The sequence below is a fragment of the Halorubrum shenae genome (genome assembly GCF_051194165.1).
Classification (GTDB): Archaea; Halobacteriota; Halobacteria; order Halobacteriales; family Haloferacaceae; genus Halorubrum.
The window spans coordinates 1-18,080 of the sequence record NZ_JBLZNI010000007.1; the positions used below are offsets into that span (position 1 = coordinate 1).

13 protein-coding genes are annotated in these 18,080 nt (G+C 65.0%); 9 read left to right on the forward strand and 4 right to left on the reverse strand.

Annotated elements, in window-relative coordinates:
* Positions 1–1,250: 1,250 nt before the first annotated feature.
* A complete protein-coding gene (locus tag ACNS88_RS09775; RefSeq protein WP_435096570.1) occupies positions 1,251–2,333 on the forward strand; it encodes a TrmB family transcriptional regulator in 1,083 nt (360 codons plus the stop codon).
* Here ACNS88_RS09775 and ACNS88_RS09780 read toward each other — a convergent pair.
* From ACNS88_RS09780 to ACNS88_RS09790, 3 genes are read right to left on the reverse strand one after another with little or no spacing between them, the layout of a single operon-like run.
* Positions 2,324–4,555 (reverse strand): glycoside hydrolase family 3 N-terminal domain-containing protein, encoded by a 2,232-nt coding sequence (locus tag ACNS88_RS09780; RefSeq protein WP_435096573.1) that lies wholly within the window; start codon positions 4,553–4,555, stop codon positions 2,324–2,326. The genes ACNS88_RS09775 and ACNS88_RS09780 overlap by 10 nt on opposite strands.
* Positions 4,556–4,609: 54 nt before the next feature.
* Complete coding sequence (locus tag ACNS88_RS09785; protein ID WP_435096576.1) at positions 4,610–6,280, reverse strand: CRTAC1 family protein; 1,671 nt, start codon at positions 6,278–6,280, stop codon at positions 4,610–4,612.
* 1 nt (position 6,281) lies between these two features.
* On the reverse strand, positions 6,282–7,604 hold the full coding sequence (locus ACNS88_RS09790; protein WP_435096579.1) for a DUF7405 family protein: 1,323 nt from the start codon (positions 7,602–7,604) through the stop codon (positions 6,282–6,284).
* A gap of 177 nt (positions 7,605–7,781) precedes the next feature.
* Here ACNS88_RS09790 and ACNS88_RS09795 point away from each other — a divergent pair, with 177 nt between their 5' ends.
* Genes ACNS88_RS09795 through ACNS88_RS09825 form a run of 7 tightly spaced genes read left to right on the forward strand, consistent with a single transcriptional unit; the run spans position 7,782 to position 15,802 of the window.
* The gene (locus ACNS88_RS09795) at positions 7,782–9,581 is read left to right on the forward strand and encodes an ABC transporter substrate-binding protein (protein ID WP_435096582.1); all 1,800 of its coding nucleotides are present in this window, start codon (positions 7,782–7,784) and stop codon (positions 9,579–9,581) included.
* A 21-nt stretch (positions 9,582–9,602) separates the two neighbouring features.
* Positions 9,603–10,607: an ABC transporter permease gene (locus ACNS88_RS09800; RefSeq protein ID WP_435096585.1), complete on the forward strand. Its 1,005-nt coding sequence runs from the start codon at positions 9,603–9,605 to the stop codon at positions 10,605–10,607.
* Positions 10,594–11,613, forward strand: a complete 1,020-nt coding sequence (locus ACNS88_RS09805) for an ABC transporter permease (protein ID WP_435096588.1) — start codon at positions 10,594–10,596, stop codon at positions 11,611–11,613. Before ACNS88_RS09800 ends, ACNS88_RS09805 begins: the two co-directional genes overlap by 14 nt.
* Complete coding sequence (locus tag ACNS88_RS09810; RefSeq protein WP_435096591.1) at positions 11,614–12,708, forward strand: ABC transporter ATP-binding protein; 1,095 nt, start codon at positions 11,614–11,616, stop codon at positions 12,706–12,708. It begins immediately after the preceding gene.
* Positions 12,705–13,808, forward strand: coding sequence for an oligopeptide/dipeptide ABC transporter ATP-binding protein (locus ACNS88_RS09815; RefSeq protein WP_435096594.1), 1,104 nt, complete (start codon positions 12,705–12,707; stop codon positions 13,806–13,808). The genes ACNS88_RS09810 and ACNS88_RS09815 overlap by 4 nt, the downstream gene beginning before the upstream one ends.
* Positions 13,809–13,855: 47 nt before the next feature.
* Complete coding sequence (locus tag ACNS88_RS09820) at positions 13,856–14,785, forward strand: NAD-dependent epimerase/dehydratase family protein (protein ID WP_435096597.1); 930 nt, start codon at positions 13,856–13,858, stop codon at positions 14,783–14,785.
* Positions 14,786–14,830: 45 nt separating this feature from the next.
* Positions 14,831–15,802, forward strand: coding sequence for an aldo/keto reductase (locus ACNS88_RS09825; protein ID WP_435096600.1), 972 nt, complete (start codon positions 14,831–14,833; stop codon positions 15,800–15,802).
* Between the two features lie 38 nt (positions 15,803–15,840).
* On the opposite strand, the gene ACNS88_RS09830 is transcribed toward ACNS88_RS09825, so the two are convergent.
* On the reverse strand, positions 15,841–16,938 hold the full coding sequence (locus ACNS88_RS09830) for a Gfo/Idh/MocA family protein (RefSeq protein WP_435096603.1): 1,098 nt from the start codon (positions 16,936–16,938) through the stop codon (positions 15,841–15,843).
* A 90-nt stretch (positions 16,939–17,028) separates the two neighbouring features.
* Between ACNS88_RS09830 and ACNS88_RS09835 the strand changes: the two genes are divergently transcribed.
* Positions 17,029–18,036, forward strand: coding sequence for an NAD-dependent epimerase/dehydratase family protein (locus tag ACNS88_RS09835; RefSeq protein WP_435096606.1), 1,008 nt, complete (start codon positions 17,029–17,031; stop codon positions 18,034–18,036).
* The last annotated feature ends 44 nt before the right edge of the window (positions 18,037–18,080 follow it).

An 18,080-nucleotide genomic window follows, 5' to 3' on the forward strand; every position in this document is an offset into this window, starting at 1 on the left:
ATCCTGATCCAGACACTTTCTACCGGTCAATGCAACGGATCAATCCGACTGATTACGTCGTTCGTGAAGTACCGACAATGAGATCGGTCGAGGAGCACTCACGGGCTGATTCTGTTCACTCATCATAACCGCTCACCGACGCTTTCAGAAGCGTCTACACAAGGCCGAATCGGTCGATACAGAGCGTTCACGTATCTATCTGTCTGATTTACTCAGTACCGGTCAAGACTGCCGTGAAAGAGACAGGGTGCGTATTCAGCACAAGATCATAACGCAAACGAGAAGCAAGATAGCGCGTTGCGTACAGCACCCGGATTTTGAAAGCCAACTTTGCGTACATCGACCGGCCCGGCAATCGCTCGGCGGCGAGCGAAGATACGGTTTCTGCGTGCGCCAGATAGTCCTTCAAACTGACTATGACAGTAAAATATAATTATTTGATTATACTCTGCCGCTCTGAGCGCTCGGGTAGATAATGCTGACGGCAAGCTCGTTTATTCTTTCTCTTAGCCTCAAAACGGGTGAATAGTCGCTTGAGTGCGAATTATCGGTTTGGGTTCGGCCTGACATAGGTCCGACCGGGTATGTCGATCGCTGAGTACGCACAATACTAGAGTAGACGTCTTAAAACGATTTTAGAAACTGTGAAAGATATTAAGTGGTGTATAGATCTTGACTCTCGGACGATACCGTGCGATCGACGGTCGGCTGATTCGTACGCTTGAATCGAGAGAGGTAGAACGTATATATAATATTGAAATCTGATAGTAATGTGTCGTAGCGGCGATGAACAAGTCACGCGAGAGCAGCCAATGACACTCTCGAGTTCGAGGAACGGGCGCGGAGGGCAAACCGGCTCGTAGTCCCCGATTGCGGCCTAAAATAACAACAGTACGTTTGTTATGAAAGTTACGCAAATCAATGAGCGGTTGACGAACAGTGACGGATCACCCATAGGTTTGGCGCTCCGACCGAACGAGGCGCGGAGACCTGCTGTGAAAGATATTTGTTCGGCCGCTACATACTGATCCAACAATCATCAAAAAGTGTATAACTAGGGCTCTGAGATGTTTCCAAAAATCGCTTTTAGGAGGTTTTCAAGCGCCTGATTGGACTATTAGACGTGAAGAAAGATAAGTCAGTACTCGGATCAGTACTTGGGTACTCAGCTCCTTGTTTTATATATGTATTCGTATATGTTTATACTGTCGTGCGATAGAAATTCATACCGGGAGAACTAGTGGTGAGCCATGGACCGAGACACGCTCAAACGAGCGCTGGAAAACGCCGACCTGACGGGGTATGAGGCTGAGGCGTATCTGACACTCGTCGACCACGGACGACTCCCTGCTGTCGACGTCGCAAAAAAGTCCAGCGTGCCGACCTCGCAGGTGTACGAGACGCTTCGGTCATTAGAGGGGAAAGGGTTCGTCGAGACCATCGATCAGGACCGGCTACACGCGGAGCCGTCAGACCCCGTTAACCTCCTCACGCACCTGCGCGACCGCGGAGAACTCTTCACTGACGCCGCCGAGGAGCTCGAAAACCGTTGGGAGCAGCCGGACCTCAACGAACACCGCGTCGGCGTCGTCAAACATACCGAGACGGTACTCGAACACGTCCGAACGCAGATTCGGGAGGCCGAGGTCGCCGTCGAGGTCGCGTTGACCGCCGAACAGTTCGAGTCGCTGCGTACGGACCTGAAGGCGGCCGCCGACCGAGACGTGATCATTCACGTCGCGGTGTATTACGAGCCAGACTTAGCCGCGCGGAGCGAGGAGTGGGACCTCTCGGATCCGAACTTGGAGATGCGCGTCGTCAAGATTCCGGGGCCGTTTCTCGCCGTCCTCGACCGGAGTCGAACCTACTTCGCGCCGAACTCGCGTGCCGGGGAGAACTACGGTATTCTGATCAACGACAACATCCTCTCGTTCATCAACCACTGGTACTTCCAGACCTGTCTCTGGTACTCGTGGGAGCCGCTGTCGTCGAATCAGCAACTCCCGAAGACGTATATCAGCCTCAAGGAGTTCATCCGCGACATCAGCGACGTGTATCACGGTGGCGCGACGGTCGTGGTGACCATCGACGGCCTCAACGTCGAGACGGGGGAGTTCCGGACCATCACCGGGACGGTTGCGAACATCTACTATCCGGACATATTCGTCAACCACAGCCCGTCGCTGGAACGGCTTTCGACGTACTCAGTCGTCTGGCTTGATACGGGGACGGAGGAGCTCTCCATCGGCGGTTGGGGGGCCGTCTTCGAGGACCTCGAAGCACAGAAGATAACACTCGAAGCGATCTCCTTCGACGGCGTCGATCAGTCGTAGGTCGTCTCGACGCGCAGTTCGACCGCCTGGTCACCGACGCGGACCGAGTAGTCACCGGCCGTGGTCTGTCGCACGCCTTCGGTGTCGACTCGACCGAGCGACGCCGCGTCGAGTTCGACGGACACCGTGGCCCTCTCGCTGGGGGCGAGCGAGACGCGTTCGAAGCCGCGGAGCTCTCGGACCGGCGTCACCCTAGAGCTGGTGTGGTCGGTAACGTACACCTGTACGACGTCGGTCCCGGGTCGGTCGCTCACGTTCTCGATCGGGACCTCCACGGTCGTCGTCTCGTGCGGGCCGACGGTCGAGTCCTCCAGCGCTACTTGGCCGTACTCGAACTCGGCGTAACTGAGCCCGTGGCCGAACTCGAACAGCGGGTCGTACGACGAGGGGTGTTCGTCCTGTCCGATCGGCGTCGGGTGCGGGAAGTGGTTGAAGCGGGTCGGCAGATGGCCCTCGGACTTCGGGATCGTAATCGGGAGCCGACCGCCGGGGTCGTTCTCGCCGAACAGCGTTTCGGCGACGGCCCGACCGCCCATCGTCCCGGGGTAGTACGCCATGAGCAACGCCGGCACGTTGTCGGCCATCCAGTCGACGACGAGCGGCCGGCCGGTGATCAACACGCCGACGACGGGGGTCCCCGTCTCGTGGATGGCCTCGACGAGATCGCGTTGCGCGTCCGGAAGGCTGAGGGAGTGCCGGTTGGGGAACTCGTCCGGTTCGGTGCCGGTGTCGGCCGTCGGACCGAACTCGTGGAGGTACCATGGCTCACCCACGGCAACGACCGCCACGTCGGCGTCCGCGGCCGCGTCGGCAGCGGCGTCGATATCGAGTTCGTCGTTCATTGTCGTTCCCTGTTCGTACGCGACGTCGCCGTCCGTGGCCGCCTCGATGCCGTCGCGCACGGTGACGATGTCCGTCCCATCGGGGTCGGGGACGCTCCAGCCGCCGAGCTGGTGGACGGGGTCGTCCGCGTTCGGACCGGCGACCAAGACGTCGGCGTCGGCGTCGAGCGGCAACAGGTCGTCGTTTTTCAACAGCGTCATCGACTCCCGGGCCGTCTCGAGGGACGCCTCCCGATGTGGCTCCGCACCGACCACGTCGCGTGCCTCGCTGGGGTCGACGAAGGCGTCCTCGAAGAGTCCGAGCCGGAACTTCTGTTCGAGCACGCGCTCGACGCTCTCGTCGAGGGTAGACTCGGCCAGTTCGCCCTCCTCGACCAGCGCAACGAGGTGCTCGGCGTGTTCGACGGCGTCGACCGAGGCGATGTCAAGGCCAGCATCGCGCGTCTGCCGGACAGAGCCGCGGTGGTCGGCGGTTATCCTGTGATCGTCGTGGAGCATCCGGACGCCGTTCCAGTCGGAGACGACGGTCCCGTCGAAGCCGAGCGTGCCTCGAAGCAGGTCGGTGAGATACCGTCGCGAACCGTGTGCCGGCTCGCCGTCGATGGCGTTGTAACAGGGCATCACCGACTCGACCCCCTCGTCGAGCGCGTCGAGGAACGATGGGAGAAAGACGTTCCACAGCACGTACTCGGACACCTCGACCGGAGCAGCGTCCTCGCCGCGGGCCGGTTCGCTGTACGCCGGGAAGTGCTTGGCCGTCGCGATGACGGACGAAGGATCTTCGATTCCCTCGCCCTGATACCCCCGAACCTTCGCGGCCGCCAGTGTCCCGCAGAGGTACGGGCTCTCACCGAACGTCTCGAAGGCGCGACCCCAGCGCGGTTCGCGGGCGACGTCACACGTGGGAGAGTAGTTCTGGTGAGCGCCGGATCGCCGTACTTCGGTCGCCGTGACGTCGGCGGCCTGCTCTACCGCCTCGGCGTCCCAGGTCGCCCCGACGCCGAGGCCGTTCGGAAACGCCGTCCCCTCGGCGACGTACGCGTGACCGTGGACGGCGTCGACGTTGAACAACAGCGGGATACCGAGACGGGTCTCCGAGAGGGCGACCTCCTGGAGTCGGTTGACGCTCTCGACGATGTCGTCTAGCCGCATGTCGGCCGCGCCGCCCCAGCCGAACGACGCGACCGCACCGACGTGGTGGTCGCGGACCTCGTCAGCGACGTCGTCGACGGTCTTGAACTCGCTGAGCTGGCCGGCCCACGTGCCGACGAGTTGGCCCGCCTTCTCCTCGAGAGTCATCCGGTCGAGGAGGTCCTCGACCCGGTTCGAGAGGGTGGCAGTCTCATCTCTGTATAGGGGTTGCTCGCTGCTTGACTGCATACGCATAGAGGGTGACCAAGTTGTTTTATAATTTTTGATGCTGAGAAAACGCCCTCAGCTGGCCGAATCGCCGGGAACGACGACGAGCCCCGACTTTGTGATCCGCAGCCGCTGGTCGGCGCCGACGTCCTCGAAGCGTCGTTCGGTCCCGTCTGGCCAGACGACGCGGAGCGATACCGTCTCGCTGGCGCCGAGCCCGACGTGTTCGACCCGGGTGTCCTGCGAGAGGAAGTCGGTGTTGGTGGTGTGACGGACCACCTGCTCTCCGTCGGCCGTCACGGTGACCTCGGCGCCCAGCGCCGTCGCGCCGCGCTCGTCGACGACGCGGAACTGGAGGCCGTTCCGGTCGCCGGTCGCGGCGTTGTCGTAGACGACGAACTCGGCGTCGTACGTCGCGACGACCAGTTCCTGGGCGCCGTCACGGTCGTAATCGAGCGTGGCCAGCCCCCGGCCGTTCGTCTCGCGCATCCCGTTCGTCTCCTTCCTCACGCGCTCGTACGCGCCGTCGTCGCCGGCTACGGTCCGGTTAGACTGGAACACCATCGGGTACGTGTACACCGGGTCATCGCGGTCGACCCTGATGACCCGCTGGGTCGTGTGGACGAGGTCGCGGTCGCCGTCGTTGTCGAAGTCGGTCATGCTCGCGGCCCAGCCCCAGCCGCCGCGCCGGACGCCGAGCCCGTCGGCGCGGTCGGTGAACTCGCCGCCACCCCGATTGACGAGGAGCGTGTTCCCCTCTGTCCGGCTCGAGTGGACCACGAACTCGAGTAAGCGTTTCAGCCGCTCGTACCGCTCCGGCTCCATGTTCGCTTCGAGGTCGGGGAACCAGATGTTCGAGACGAACACGTCTGGCCGCCCGTCACCCGTCACGTCAGCGACTTCGGACGCCATCCCGTTCCGGGCCGTCGAGCCCCCGAGCGACCGTCGCTCGAACTCGCCGTCGCCCCGGTTCACGTAGATCGTGTCGTTGTTGTAGTCGTTGGCGACGTGGATGTCGGGACGACCGTCGCCGGTCAGGTCGGCGAAGCTCGCCGCGAGGCTCCAGTGTGCCCCCTCGACGTCGTCCGTCCGGACGCGCTCGTAGGCGCCGCCGACGTTCTCGTAGAGGTAGTTCGGGTTCCCGTTGTCGACGTCGATGCTGGCGTTCGGGCTGAAGTACCCCGCCGGCTTCTGCTCGCGCCACGACCCCGACTGGTAGACGAAGAGGTCCGCGTCGCCGTCGCCGTCGTAGTCGGCGGCCGCCGCGCCGAGCGGATACGTGAGGTTTCCGAGCCCGTACTCGGTGGGTTCGAACGTGCCCCGGTCGTTGTGGAACGCGTGGACCGTCCCGTCGCGGGCGAAGAGGAACAGGTCCGGCCAGCCGTCCCCCTCGACGTCGACGAACGAGGCGCTCTTGATCTCGCCGTCGACGGACGGGAACGAGCCGCGCCGCGAGAACGTTCCGTTCCGGTTCTCGAACAGCGCCGGCGCCGCCCCGCCGACGGCGAGGACGTCCGGCCACGAGTCTCGGTCGACATCGGCGACGTACACGCCGGAGTTCCCGTTGCCGACGCCGCCGCCGCTCGCCTCGTACGCCAGTCCCGCGTCCGCTGTGGCGTCCTCGAACTGGATCCGCGGCGGCTCCGTCGCGGCGTCGTCGCCTCCCGTCCCGAACACTCCGGCGGCGGAGCATCCGGCGAGGAGGACGAACAGACAGGCGAGGCCGGCGCGCAAGCCTCGTCGCATCTCAGACCACCGGAAGCGCGCGCTTCTCGCGGGGCGGCGCGAGGTAACTGCCGCGGCGGAGCGTCTCCAGGTAATCGGTGATACCGTGGTCTTCGGCGGGCACGTCGTGGTCGTACTCGTCAGTGTTCATCGTCTTCCGCGTCTCGACGAAGTCGGCTATCGTCTCCTGGATCGCGTTGAACTGGAACCCAGCGCCGTCACGGACCGTGTCGGCGACGCCCTCGGTCCGCCGGAGGATGCGCGGTTCGAAGTCGTCGTCGCGGGCCCGAGCCACCTTCTGGGTGTGACCGACGCGGTCGTACGTCTCGGCGTGGGCGTCGATGTCTTCGACGTCTGACTCGGTGACGCCGCTGTCACCGCCGAGTTTGTCGCCGGTGGCGCCAATATCGTCGGGGTCGTGCGCCGGACAGAACATTTCGGCGGTCCGCTCCGCTTGGCCCTGGTCGTACCACCGGTCGAGATCGATCCGGAGCGTCGAAGAGGCGATCGTCGTCCCGCCGGCCATCGGCCCCTCGTCGATAGTGACGCGGTCCTCGGTCGGGAGGTTGTCGCGGAAGCCTGACTTGTACCCCATCGACAGCGGCGCGTCCTCGGGAACGTCGTCGTGGTCGAGCTTGTCGGCCGGCAGTCCCTTGCCGACGTAGCCGACGTGGCGGCCGGCCTTCGAGAAGATCCCGTCGAACGTCGACTCCACGGTGAGTCCGTTGAGTTCGTCGAGCTCACCGAACAACGCCTCCTCCGCGGCGAGGAGGATCGAGCCGACGTCGCTCGTCAGTATCATCACCGCGTCGTACTCGTCCGCGCGGGCGGGATCCTCGCCGACGGCTTCGAGGACGGACTCCGGCGTCGAGAGCCCCTCGGGGAGGTCACCAACCGCGTCAAAGTAGGCCGGTGCGTACCCGAGCATGAAGAGGAGCCCGCGGTGGAACGGCGCGCCCGCATCACCTCCGGTCCCCCACTGGAACGCCCGTTCCAGCGTTCGGAGCGCGTCCTCAACCGTCTCCCGCTCGGCGTCCGTCGGCGGGGCCGACCCCTCGTAGCGCATCCCGATTGCGACGAGCTGCTGTGGGGGGACCGTGTTGCCGTGGGAGTCCCGGACGAGGAACTCGCCCCAGCGGTGCTGTCCGGCAGGGATGATACCAGGGTCCCCTCGCGGGAACGTCGGTTCGGAGTCGTCCGTGGCCCCGTCGGTCGAGCCCGACGACTCACCGAACCGATCACGCTCCGTCTCAAGGCACGCGGAGAGGGCGCTAGTGCCGCCGATCGCCACCGCGGCACGAACGAACTCACGACGCGGAATGTCTCGCCGCTCGTCTGAAGGCATTACCCGTGGTAACAAGTGACTCGGGTTAATTCTTTTGTTGCGGTCACGCTCGGGTGTCCTACCGGGAGATTTCGGCTCGGTTCTCGGGACCACGATTCCGTACACGGCCGAGATCTGTCATTATAGACCGCTCACCATAACATTTATTAACAGATGACTAAACTTCATAATCGTTCCATGGCAAATCCCAACGACGACTATAGCAATATTGTCAGCCGGCGACGATTCGTCGCCACAGCAGGCGCCTCGGGCGCGGCGGCGCTCGCGGGTTGTGCGGGCGGTGAAGACGGAAGCGACGACGGTGACGGAGGCAGCGGGAGCGACGGGAACGACGGGAGCGACGGTGGCGACGGATCGGGCGTGATCGACACCGCGCTCGTCGGCGCCACGAACAACGGCGTGCCGTCGAACCTCCACGTGAACCCGATGGGGACGCAGAACTACGACTGGATCGCCGGCAACCACATCTTCGAGCGCTTCGCCGCGTACAACTTCTCGACGAAGGAGTTCGAACTCGCGGGGCTCGACGAGTGGTCGTTCGAAGAGACGTCCGTCACGCTCACCCTGCGCGACGACCTCACGTGGGACACGGGCGACGACGTGACAGCCGCCGACGTCATCCGACAGTTCCGCCTGATGGAAAAGACCGGCTCCGCGCTCTGGGACTACGTCGAGAGCGTCGAGGAGGGCGACGACGACAAGACGGTCGTCTTGAACCTCTCCGAGCCGACGAACCCGGAGATCATCAAACACACGCTGGCAAACGGTGACCTTCGGATCCACGCGTACGGGCCGGTGTACGAGGAGTTCGTCGACAAGGACGCCTCGGCAGTTCAGGAGTTCAAGTGGGAGGAGAACATCCACGGGAACGGCCCGTTCAACTTCGACGAGAAGCGCGACCAGGGATGGACGCTCACGCGGAACGAGAGCTTCCACTCCGCGGATAACGTGAACTTCAGCACGTACGAACTGCTCACGCGGACCGACAACACCGCGCTCCAGCAGGGCCTCTTGGGCGGCGAACTCGACGCCGTCACGAGTCTGTTCACACCGCCGACGACCGTCGCAAACTTCCCGGACCGCGTCGAGGAGGTTCAGCTGCCGGCGAAATGGGGGTACGGCGCCCTCATCAACCACAACGATGAACACTTCGGGAAACGGAAGGTGCGACAGGCGGTCGCACACGTGATCAACCGCCAACAGGTCGCCGACAACGCCGGTCCGCGGACGAAGGACCCGGCACCGAAGGTCACCGGCATCGCGCCGGCGGACCAGGAGTCGCGGCTGGGCGACGTCTTCGACAGCTTCGAGAGTTACGGCATGGACGCCTCTCAGACCGAGGAGGCCGCCTCGCTGCTCCGCGAGGCCGGGTACTCGAAGTCCGACGGCAAGTGGCGCGACGGCGACGGCAACGCGATCGGCGGCGAGTACCTCACCCCGGCCGGCTGGACCGACTGGACGACGGCGACGAACACCGTCGTCGACCAGCTCAACTCCTTCGGCTTCGACTTCGACATCAACTCGCTCCCGGTCGGTGACTTCTTCGGCAGGTACATCGAGTCGAACTTCACAATGGGCGCATTCTACTGGCTGCCCGGCGGTGCGCGGTCGTCGTTCCCGTACTTCCCGCTGCGCTGGCAGATGAAGATCCCGGACATCAGCGGCGGTCACGGGTTCACCGAGGGCGAGAAGACGGTGCCCGCGATGGACGGCTCCGGCGAGATGACAATCGACCCCCTCGAGGAGATCAAGACTGTTGCCACGACCCAAGACGAGGCGGCGGCACGGGAGACGATCCAGCGCGTCGCGTGGCATCACAACCAGAACATCCCGGTGTTGAGTCTGGTCGGGAAGGTCGACCAATCGTGGCTCACCGACGCCGACTGGGACGTCGTCGGTCCGGACGACCCGGCCCGCGGAGTCAAGTGGCCGTCGCACTGGCTCCCGAAGCAGGGCAAGTTGAGCGCGAAGGAGTAATCCAGCGACACTTAGTACGCAATGGTCAACTACTACGTGCGGCGGACCGCAAGAGTGTTCGTCACGATATTCCTCGTGGCGTCGTTAACGTTCGGCTTGGTCCGGCTCCTCCCCGGCGGTCCGTTCACGTTGTTGCGGGCGCAGCTGTTGCGGCAGGGAGTGCCGGCCGACGAGGTCGACGCCAGGATCGCTAACCTACAGAATATCCGACCGGACGAGCCCCTGTGGATGCAGTATATCGATTACATGACCGCGCTGGCACAGGGCAACTTGGGCGAGTCGATCTCGCTCGGCGAGCCGGTCGTGTCGGTGCTGGCGAGGGCGGCACCGTGGACGGTGTTCGTCGTCCTCGTTTCGACGATTCTCGTGTTCGTCGTGGGCATCTTCCTCGGATCGTTACAAGCGTACTGGGAGGGCGGTCGGTTCGACCAGTGGGTCACCGGCGTTTCCATCTCGATGATGTCGATGCCGTTCTACGTGGTGGCCGTTCTCTTGTTGTACGTGTTCGCTTACCAGTTCGGCTGGCTGCCGACCGCGGGGACGATAAGCAATAGCGTCGACCGGAGCCTCAGCGTCCCGTTCGTCGTCAGTGCGCTGAAACACAGCGTCCTGCCGATCGTCTCGTACACGCTCGGCGCCGCCGGCGGCCAGGCGCTCGCGATGCGGGGCAACAGCATCCAAGTGCTCGGCAACGACTACGTCCAGGTGGCGCGGCTGCGGGGCCTCTCCGACGGGCGTATCGCGACCCGGTACGTCGCGCGGAACGCCATCCTCCCGCTGTACACGGGGTTCCTGCTGCTGCTCGGCTTCCGCCTCGGTGGGACCGTCATCTTGGAGCAGATCTTCTCGTACACCGGGCTGGGCTACTACATGATCACGGCGCTGAACGCGAACGACTACCCGCTGATGATGGGGACGTTCCTCGTGATCACCGTGGCGCTCGTGGTCGGCGTGTTCGTCGCCGACCTGACGTACAGCTGGATCGACCCGCGGATAAGCGCAGGTGAGTCAGATGAAGCCTACTGAAACCGATAGTACAGCCGTCGACTGGCGAGGTGACAGCACCTCGTCGCCGGACGTGACGAGACGGGAACGGCTCGGAGAGATATACGACGCGCGGGTGCGGACGCCGGCGCTCGTCGCGTGGTCCGACTGGCGAACGCGGTTCGGCCTGCTTATTATCGGCGGCTACGTTCTCATGGCCCTCGTCGCGGTGTTCGGCCTCTGGCGGGAGCCGTCGACGAGTCAAGGGCCACGGCTCCTCCTGCCGTTCACCGACATGAGTTACCCGCTGGGAACGACCCAGTCGGGGGTCGACCTCATGGCGCTCATCGTCCACTCGACGCCGACCATCCTCATCCTGATCACCGCCGGAGCGGTCTGGGCGACCCTGATAGCCGTCATCATCGGCACGGTCGCCGGCTACAAGGGCGGTAGCGTGGATCGCGGGCTGATGTCGGTTTCCGACCTCGTAATGGCGATTCCGGGGCTGCCGCTCGTTATCATCTTGGCGGTGACGCTGAACCCGGAGAACCCGGTGGTCCTAGGCATCATCATAAACATCAGCTACTGGGCCGGACTCGGTCGGTCGCTCCGGTCGCAGGTGCTCACCATCCGAGAGAACAACTACGTCGAAGCGTCGCGGACCATGGGAATTAGCACGCCGCGTATCATCATCAAGGACGTCATCCCCAACCTGATGCCGTACATAACGGTCAACTTCGTGTTCGCCGCGCGCTACGTCATGTTTGCGTCAGTCGGGCTCTACTTCCTCGGCGTGTTGCCCTACTCGACGCAGAACTGGGGCGTGACGCTCAACTTCGCGTACAGCAACGGGGCGCTCTTCTCGTGGCAGGCGGCCCACTGGCTGTTGGCCCCGATGCTCGCGATCATGGGGCTCTCGCTCGGGCTCATTCTGCTCGGGCAGGGGCTCGACCGCGTGTTCAACCCGCGCGTCCGAACGCGGATGGCCGGCGAGTCGAAATCGACAGCCGCCGACGACGACGACGACACCGTGACGGAGGTATTCTGAATGGCATCACACACGACGACGGCCGACAGCCGGTACGACGACCCGACGGGCGCGACAGATCCGATAATCGAGATGAGCAACGCCAAGGTCACTTACGACGGCGGCGAGACGTTCGTCTTAAACGACGTCAGCTTGTCCGTCGAGCGAAACGAGGTCGTCGGCGTGGTCGGGGAGAGCGGCAGCGGGAAGTCGATGCTCGCCTCGGCGATGCTCGACGCGATCCCCGATCCGGGCCGGCTGTCCGGCGAGGTGCTCTATCACCGCCCCGACGGGACGACCGTCGACGTGCTCGAACTCGGCGACGAGGAACTGCGCCAGTTCCGCTGGGAGGAGGTCGCGATGGTGTTCCAGGGCGCGATGAGTTCGTTCAATCCCACGATGAAGATCGGCGGGCACTTCAAGGAGACGCTGAAGGCCCACGACGCTCGCGTACCCGAGGGGATGGAGTTCGCCCGAGAACTGTTGTCCGACCTGTATCTCGACCCCGAGCGCATACTCGACTCGTACCCGCACGAGCTGTCAGGCGGGATGACACAGCGGGCGCTGATCGCGCTCTCGCTCGTGCTCGAACCCAACGTCCTCGTGATGGACGAGCCGACGGCTGCGCTCGACCTGCTGATGCAGCGGTCGATCCTCACGCTTCTCGAGGAACTCCAACGAAAGTACGACCTGACGATGGTGTTCATCACGCACGACCTGCCGCTGGTGGCCGCGCTGGCCGACCGGATGGCCGTGATGTACGCGTTCGACCTCATCGAGGTGGCGCCGCGCGACCAACTCATCGGGAACTCCGGGCACCCGTACACTCGCGCGCTGCTCAACTCGACGCCGAACCTCGACGCGCCGCTGGAGGAGATGCGACCCATCGAAGGCCAGAGCCCGGCACCGGTCAACGTCCCGTCCGGCTGTTCGTACGCGCCGCGCTGTCCGCTCGCCACGGACGAGTGCCGCGAGGTCGACCCCGAGTTCTACAAGACCGGCGATGACCATCGAACAGCCTGTCACCGCTGGGAGGAGGCCCGAAAGAGCATCAAGCTGAACTTCGAGGCCACGGAAAGCGGTGCGGCGAGCGGCGGCTCGGAGGGCGACTCATGAGACAGCCGGACGCATTCGGCCCGTCCGACGCCGCCGGGCAGGACGACGAGCCGCTCGTGTCGCTCGACGGCGTGGAGGTCCACTTCGAGAAGGACCAGGGCCTGTTCGAGTTCTTCGAGGAGCCGGACACCGTCAGGGCCGTCGACGGCATCTCGCTGGACATCGAGGAGAACGACGTGGTCGTGTTGGTGGGCGAGAGCGGGTGCGGCAAGTCGACGCTCGGCAAGACGGCGATCGGCCTCCAGCGTCCCACGGGCGGGACCGTCCGCTACCGCGGACAGGACATCTGGGCGGCCAAAGACGGCGTCGGCGACGTGGAGATTCCGTTCGACGAGATCCGCTCGTCGCTACAGATCATCCACCAGGACCCGGGCAGTTCGTTGAACCCGAACCAGCAGATAGTCGAGATCCTCTCGCAGCCGATCAAGTTGACGCACCCGAACGTCGGGCTCAACGAGCGCCGCGAGCGCATCTACTCGCTGCTCGAACGCGTCGGCATGAACCCGGCCGCGGACTTCGCCGACCGGTACCCGCACCAGCTCAGCGGCGGAGAGAAACAGCGCGTCGCGTTGTCGCGCGCCCTGTTGATGAACCCGGACCTCATCCTCGCGGACGAGGCGATAAGCGCCTTGGACGTCTCCCTGCGCGTCGAGATGATGGACCTGATGTTGGACCTGCAAGAGGACTTCGACACCTCGTTCGTGTTCATCTCGCACGACCTGTCGAACGCGCGGTACTTCGCCCAGCACGGCGACGGCCGCGTCGGCGTGATGTATCTCGGAGAGATCGTCGAGATCGGCCCGGCAGAGGATCTCATCGAGAACCCGGGCCACCCGTACACGAACGTCCTCCGGTGGGCGACGCCGGACTTAGCGCTCGACTCCGCCGACGCCGGGAAACCGCCGGTGCGCAAGATCGACGTTCCCGACCCGGTTAACCCGCCGAGCGGCTGTCGGTTCCACACGCGCTGTCCGGAGGCGCGGGCGGTCTGTCGCGAGGAAACTCCGGAGCTGCGCGGCGAGCCGGGCGGTCACCAGAGCGCCTGCTTCCGCGGCGAGCCGGATCACGAGTACTGGGACAGTCCGCCCATCGAGGACTGAGTAGCCCGCAGCGTCACCTTTTTTTCCGCGTCGGCGAGAAGATTCGTATGGACGCGAAGCCACAGACGCTCATCGTGACAGGCGCGCTCGGCGGCGCCGGGCGCTGGGTAGTCGATCGCCTCACAGAGGAATCGCACGATATCGTCGCCGTCGACCGCGAACTTCCGGTGGGGACGCCGCCGGAGGGGGTAGACTTCCGCGCGGTCGACCTCGTCGACGCCGGGGAGACGACGGATCTCATGCTCTCGGTCGACCCCGACGCGGTCGTCCACCTCGCGGCGATCCCTGACCCGTTGAACCACGCCGGCGAGCGCGTCTACCGCAACAACGTGTTGAGCACGTACAACGTGTTGAACGCGGCCGGTCGAATCGGCGCGGACGTGACGTGGACCTCAAGCGAGTCCGCGTACGGATTCCCCTTCGCCGAGTCGGCGCAGGCCCCGGACGCCCTACCGATCGAGGAGACGCATCCGCTCCGCCCCGCGGATCCGTACGGCCTCTCGAAGGTCAGCGGTGAGGAGGCTGCGAAGGCCGTCGTTCGACGAGACGGCATCTCCGTCGCGTCGATCCGCCCCTCGTGGGTCCAGTACCCCGGCGAGTACTTCGTCACAGACATCCGCGAGTCGTTCGACCTCGACGCCTTGGCGGCGAACCCGGCCGAGGCGGTCGGGGGCGGCCCCGGGAACTACTGGTCGTACGTCGACGTTCGCGATCTCGCCGACCAGATCGCGAGGACGCTGGAGGTGGCCATCGACGGTCACGAGGCCTTCCACTGCCACGCGACGGAGAACTACCTCGGGGAGGACACGGCCGAGTTGTTCACGGCACTGCTGGGCGATCTCCCCGAACCGTGTACGCTCTCGGGCGACGCGTCGGCGTTCTCGACCGCGAAGTCGGCGGAGCGGCTCGACTGGACGCCGAGCCACAGCTGGCGCACCGAGTCGGCCGTGCCGGGCCCCGATTTCGACGCACCCTGAGCGCGCAGTCAGCAGTTTTTTCCGACGGCGACGAGACCGCGCGATATGGAGTATACGACGCTCGGAGCGACCGGAACGGAAGTGAGCCGTATCGGACTGGGCTGTATGAGTTTCGGCAGCGAGGAGCCGTGGATGCTCGACGAGGAGGAGTCGAGGGCGATCATCGACCGAGCCGTCGAGCTGGGGATCAACTTCTTCGACACGGCGAACGCCTACTCGGCGGGCGAGAGCGAGGCGATCCTTGGCCGAGCGCTCGACGAACGCGACCGGGCGGAGCAGGTCGTCGCGACGAAGGCGTTTTTCCCGGTCGAGGAGGGGCTCAACCGGAGCGGGCTCTCGCGGAAGGCGATAGAACAGGAACTCGCCGACTCGCTGGACCGGCTCGGGATGGACACCGTTGATCTCCTCCAGATCCACCGCTGGGACGAAGATACGCCTATCGAAGAGACGCTTCGGACGCTCGATGACGCCGTCCGTCGCGGCGACGTGCGACACCTGGGTGCCTCCTCCATGTGGGCCTACCAGCTCGCGAGAGCACAGGAGACCGCGCGGGCCAACGGACTGGAGCGGTTCCAGACGATGCAGAACCACTACCACCTGGCGTACCGCGAGGAGGAGCGAGAGATGCTGCCGCTCTGCGAGAGAGAAGACATCGGCGTCATCCCGTGGGGGCCGCTGGGGCAGGGATACCTCACTCGGCCGCACGACGAGCTACAGGCGACCACGCGCGGTGACCCGTCGAACCACCACAACCCGACGCCGGAGTACGGGGCCGGCGGCGGTCGGGACATAAACGAGCGAGTCCAGGAGCTCGCCGACGACCGCGGCGTCTCGATGGCACAGCTGTCGCTCGCGTGGCTCCTACACAAAGACTGGGTGACCGCCCCCATCGTCGGCACGACGAGCGTCGAGCACCTCGAAGAGGCCGCGGAGGCGGTCGAGATCGACCTCTCCGACGCCGACATGGAGTACCTCGAGGAGCCGTACGAACCGCAGCCGATCATCGGTCACGACTAGGGGACGGAGCGGTCGCTCGAGGGCCGACCTCGGTCCCGCTACTCGTCGGGCGACGACGGCGACAGCCGACCCGACGCCACCATCGCCTCCAACGGGTGGTCGGACCCGTCCGCGGGTAGATCGACCCGGCCGGTCCGACGGACCGACTCGTATCCCGCAAACACGATCTCCGCGGTGTTGAGTCCGATCCGTCCGCTGAGCGACGGCTCGCGCCCGGCTTCGAGCGCGTCGACGACCTCGGCGACCGCCCGGTCCTGAAACCCGGAGCCGTATCGGTCAGTCTCGGATCCCGTGGCGTGCATCGTCTCCCCGTCGACGTCGACGGGCTCTCGGTCCCCACCGTGTGAGACGGTCAGCATCGGACCGTCAACGACGTCGATGCGTATCTCGCCGTCGGTCCCGCGGAGCACGAACGAGGCGTCGGCGAAGTCGCTCCCCTCGCCGCCCGAGATCAGTCCGTAGACGCCGTTCTCGTACCGCCACTGGGCCCACATCTGGTTCTCCTGATGCGTCCCGAACCGCACGTCTTCGTCCCGGTAATCGAGCGCGGCCAGCACCCACTCCGCGCCGTGTTCGTCGTTGAACATTCCCGCCAGATCGATCGTGTGAGCGCCGGTGTCGTAGAAGTCGCCCCACGTGATCTCGATCCGTCGCAGGGCACCGATCTCACCCTCGTCGAGGAGTCGCTTCGCCTCGACGAACGGCTTTCCGAACCGTCGCTGTCGGTTGAACGTCAGCTGAACGTCCTTCCGCCGACACTCCTGTACCATCGACCGCGCGTCGTTCCACGACGTCGCCATGGGCTTCTCGCAGTGGATCGCCGCGACGGTGTCGCTCCGAGCGCAGCCGACGACCACGTCGTGGTGTACCGCGGGCGGCACGGCGACGGTCACGAGGTCCGGGTCCAGGTCGGCGAGCATCCGCTCGTACTCCTCGTAGACAGCCGTCTCCGGAAGGTCGAACGCGTCGGCAAACGCGGCTCCGTTCTCCGGGACGATGTCGGCGACGCCGACGACCTCACACCGGGCGTCGTTCTCGAATCCTTCCGCGTGTCGATACCCCATCGCGTAGCCGTCGACGGACGGGTTCTCCGGGTCGGGACCTGCGCCGATGACGGCAACGGTGTACTTCGTCACGAGTTACCAATATCAAGCCGACCCGAGTGAAAGTCTTTACGCACGGCACGGGGCCATACAGCTAAACGGGATGCGTTCATCAAGGGGAACGTGAACGTACTCATCATCGGCGGCACGGGACTCATCAGCACGGCGATCACGCGTCAAGCGACCGCTGCGGGCCACGACGTGACGATATTCACTCGCGGGAAGACCGATGCGGACCTGCCGGAGTCGGTGGACCGCATCACGGGAGATCGCACCGACCGCGCCGCGCTGGAACGGGCCCGCGACGCGCTCTCGTTGGGGTGTGTGATAGACATGGTCGGTTTCGCCCCCGCGGACGTCGAAACGGCCGTCAAGGTGTTCGCCGGCCACGTCGACCAGTACGTCTTCTGTAGCACCGTCGACGTGTATCACCGACCGGTCGAAACGATGCCGATCCGGGAGCGCGCCGCCCGCGAGCCGCCGGTCAGCGAGTACGGCGCGGACAAGGCGGCCTGCGAGGACCGCCTGTTCGACGCCTACCGGAGCGACGGCTTCCCGGCGACGATCATCCGGCCCTGGCACACCTACGGCGAGGGAGGCGGCCTCATCGACACGCTCTCCAGCGAGACGTACGTCGACCGCCTCAGGAAGGGCAAGCCGATACTGGTCCACGGGGACGGTACCTCCGTCTGGGGGCCCTGCCACCGCGACGACGTGGCCGCCGCCTTCGTCGCGGCGATTGGGAACCAGGAGGCCATCGGCGAGGCGTATCACGCGACGGCGACCGACCCGATGACGTGGAACCAGTACCACCGGCGCGCGGCGGCCGCTCTGGACGCGCCGGAACCGGACCTCGTCCACGTGCCGACCGACGCGCTTCGCGCAGCGGTCCCCAACCGGGTGTCGCCGCTGGTGGATCACTTCCAGTTCTCTACGGTGTTCGACACGCAGAAGGCGGAACGTGATCTCGGCTTCCGACAGACCGTCTCCTGGGAAGCGGGAGTGCGGCGGACCGTCGCGCGGCTCGAGGCCGACGACGCGGTCGAACGCTGGGACGCGGACCCGACGTACGGCAGGATCGTCTCGGCCTGGCGGGAGGCGACCGACGCGTTCGTCGCCGAGTTCGACTAGCCCGCCCCGTCGTCGCGGACGGCGGCCAGTATCCAGATGAGTTA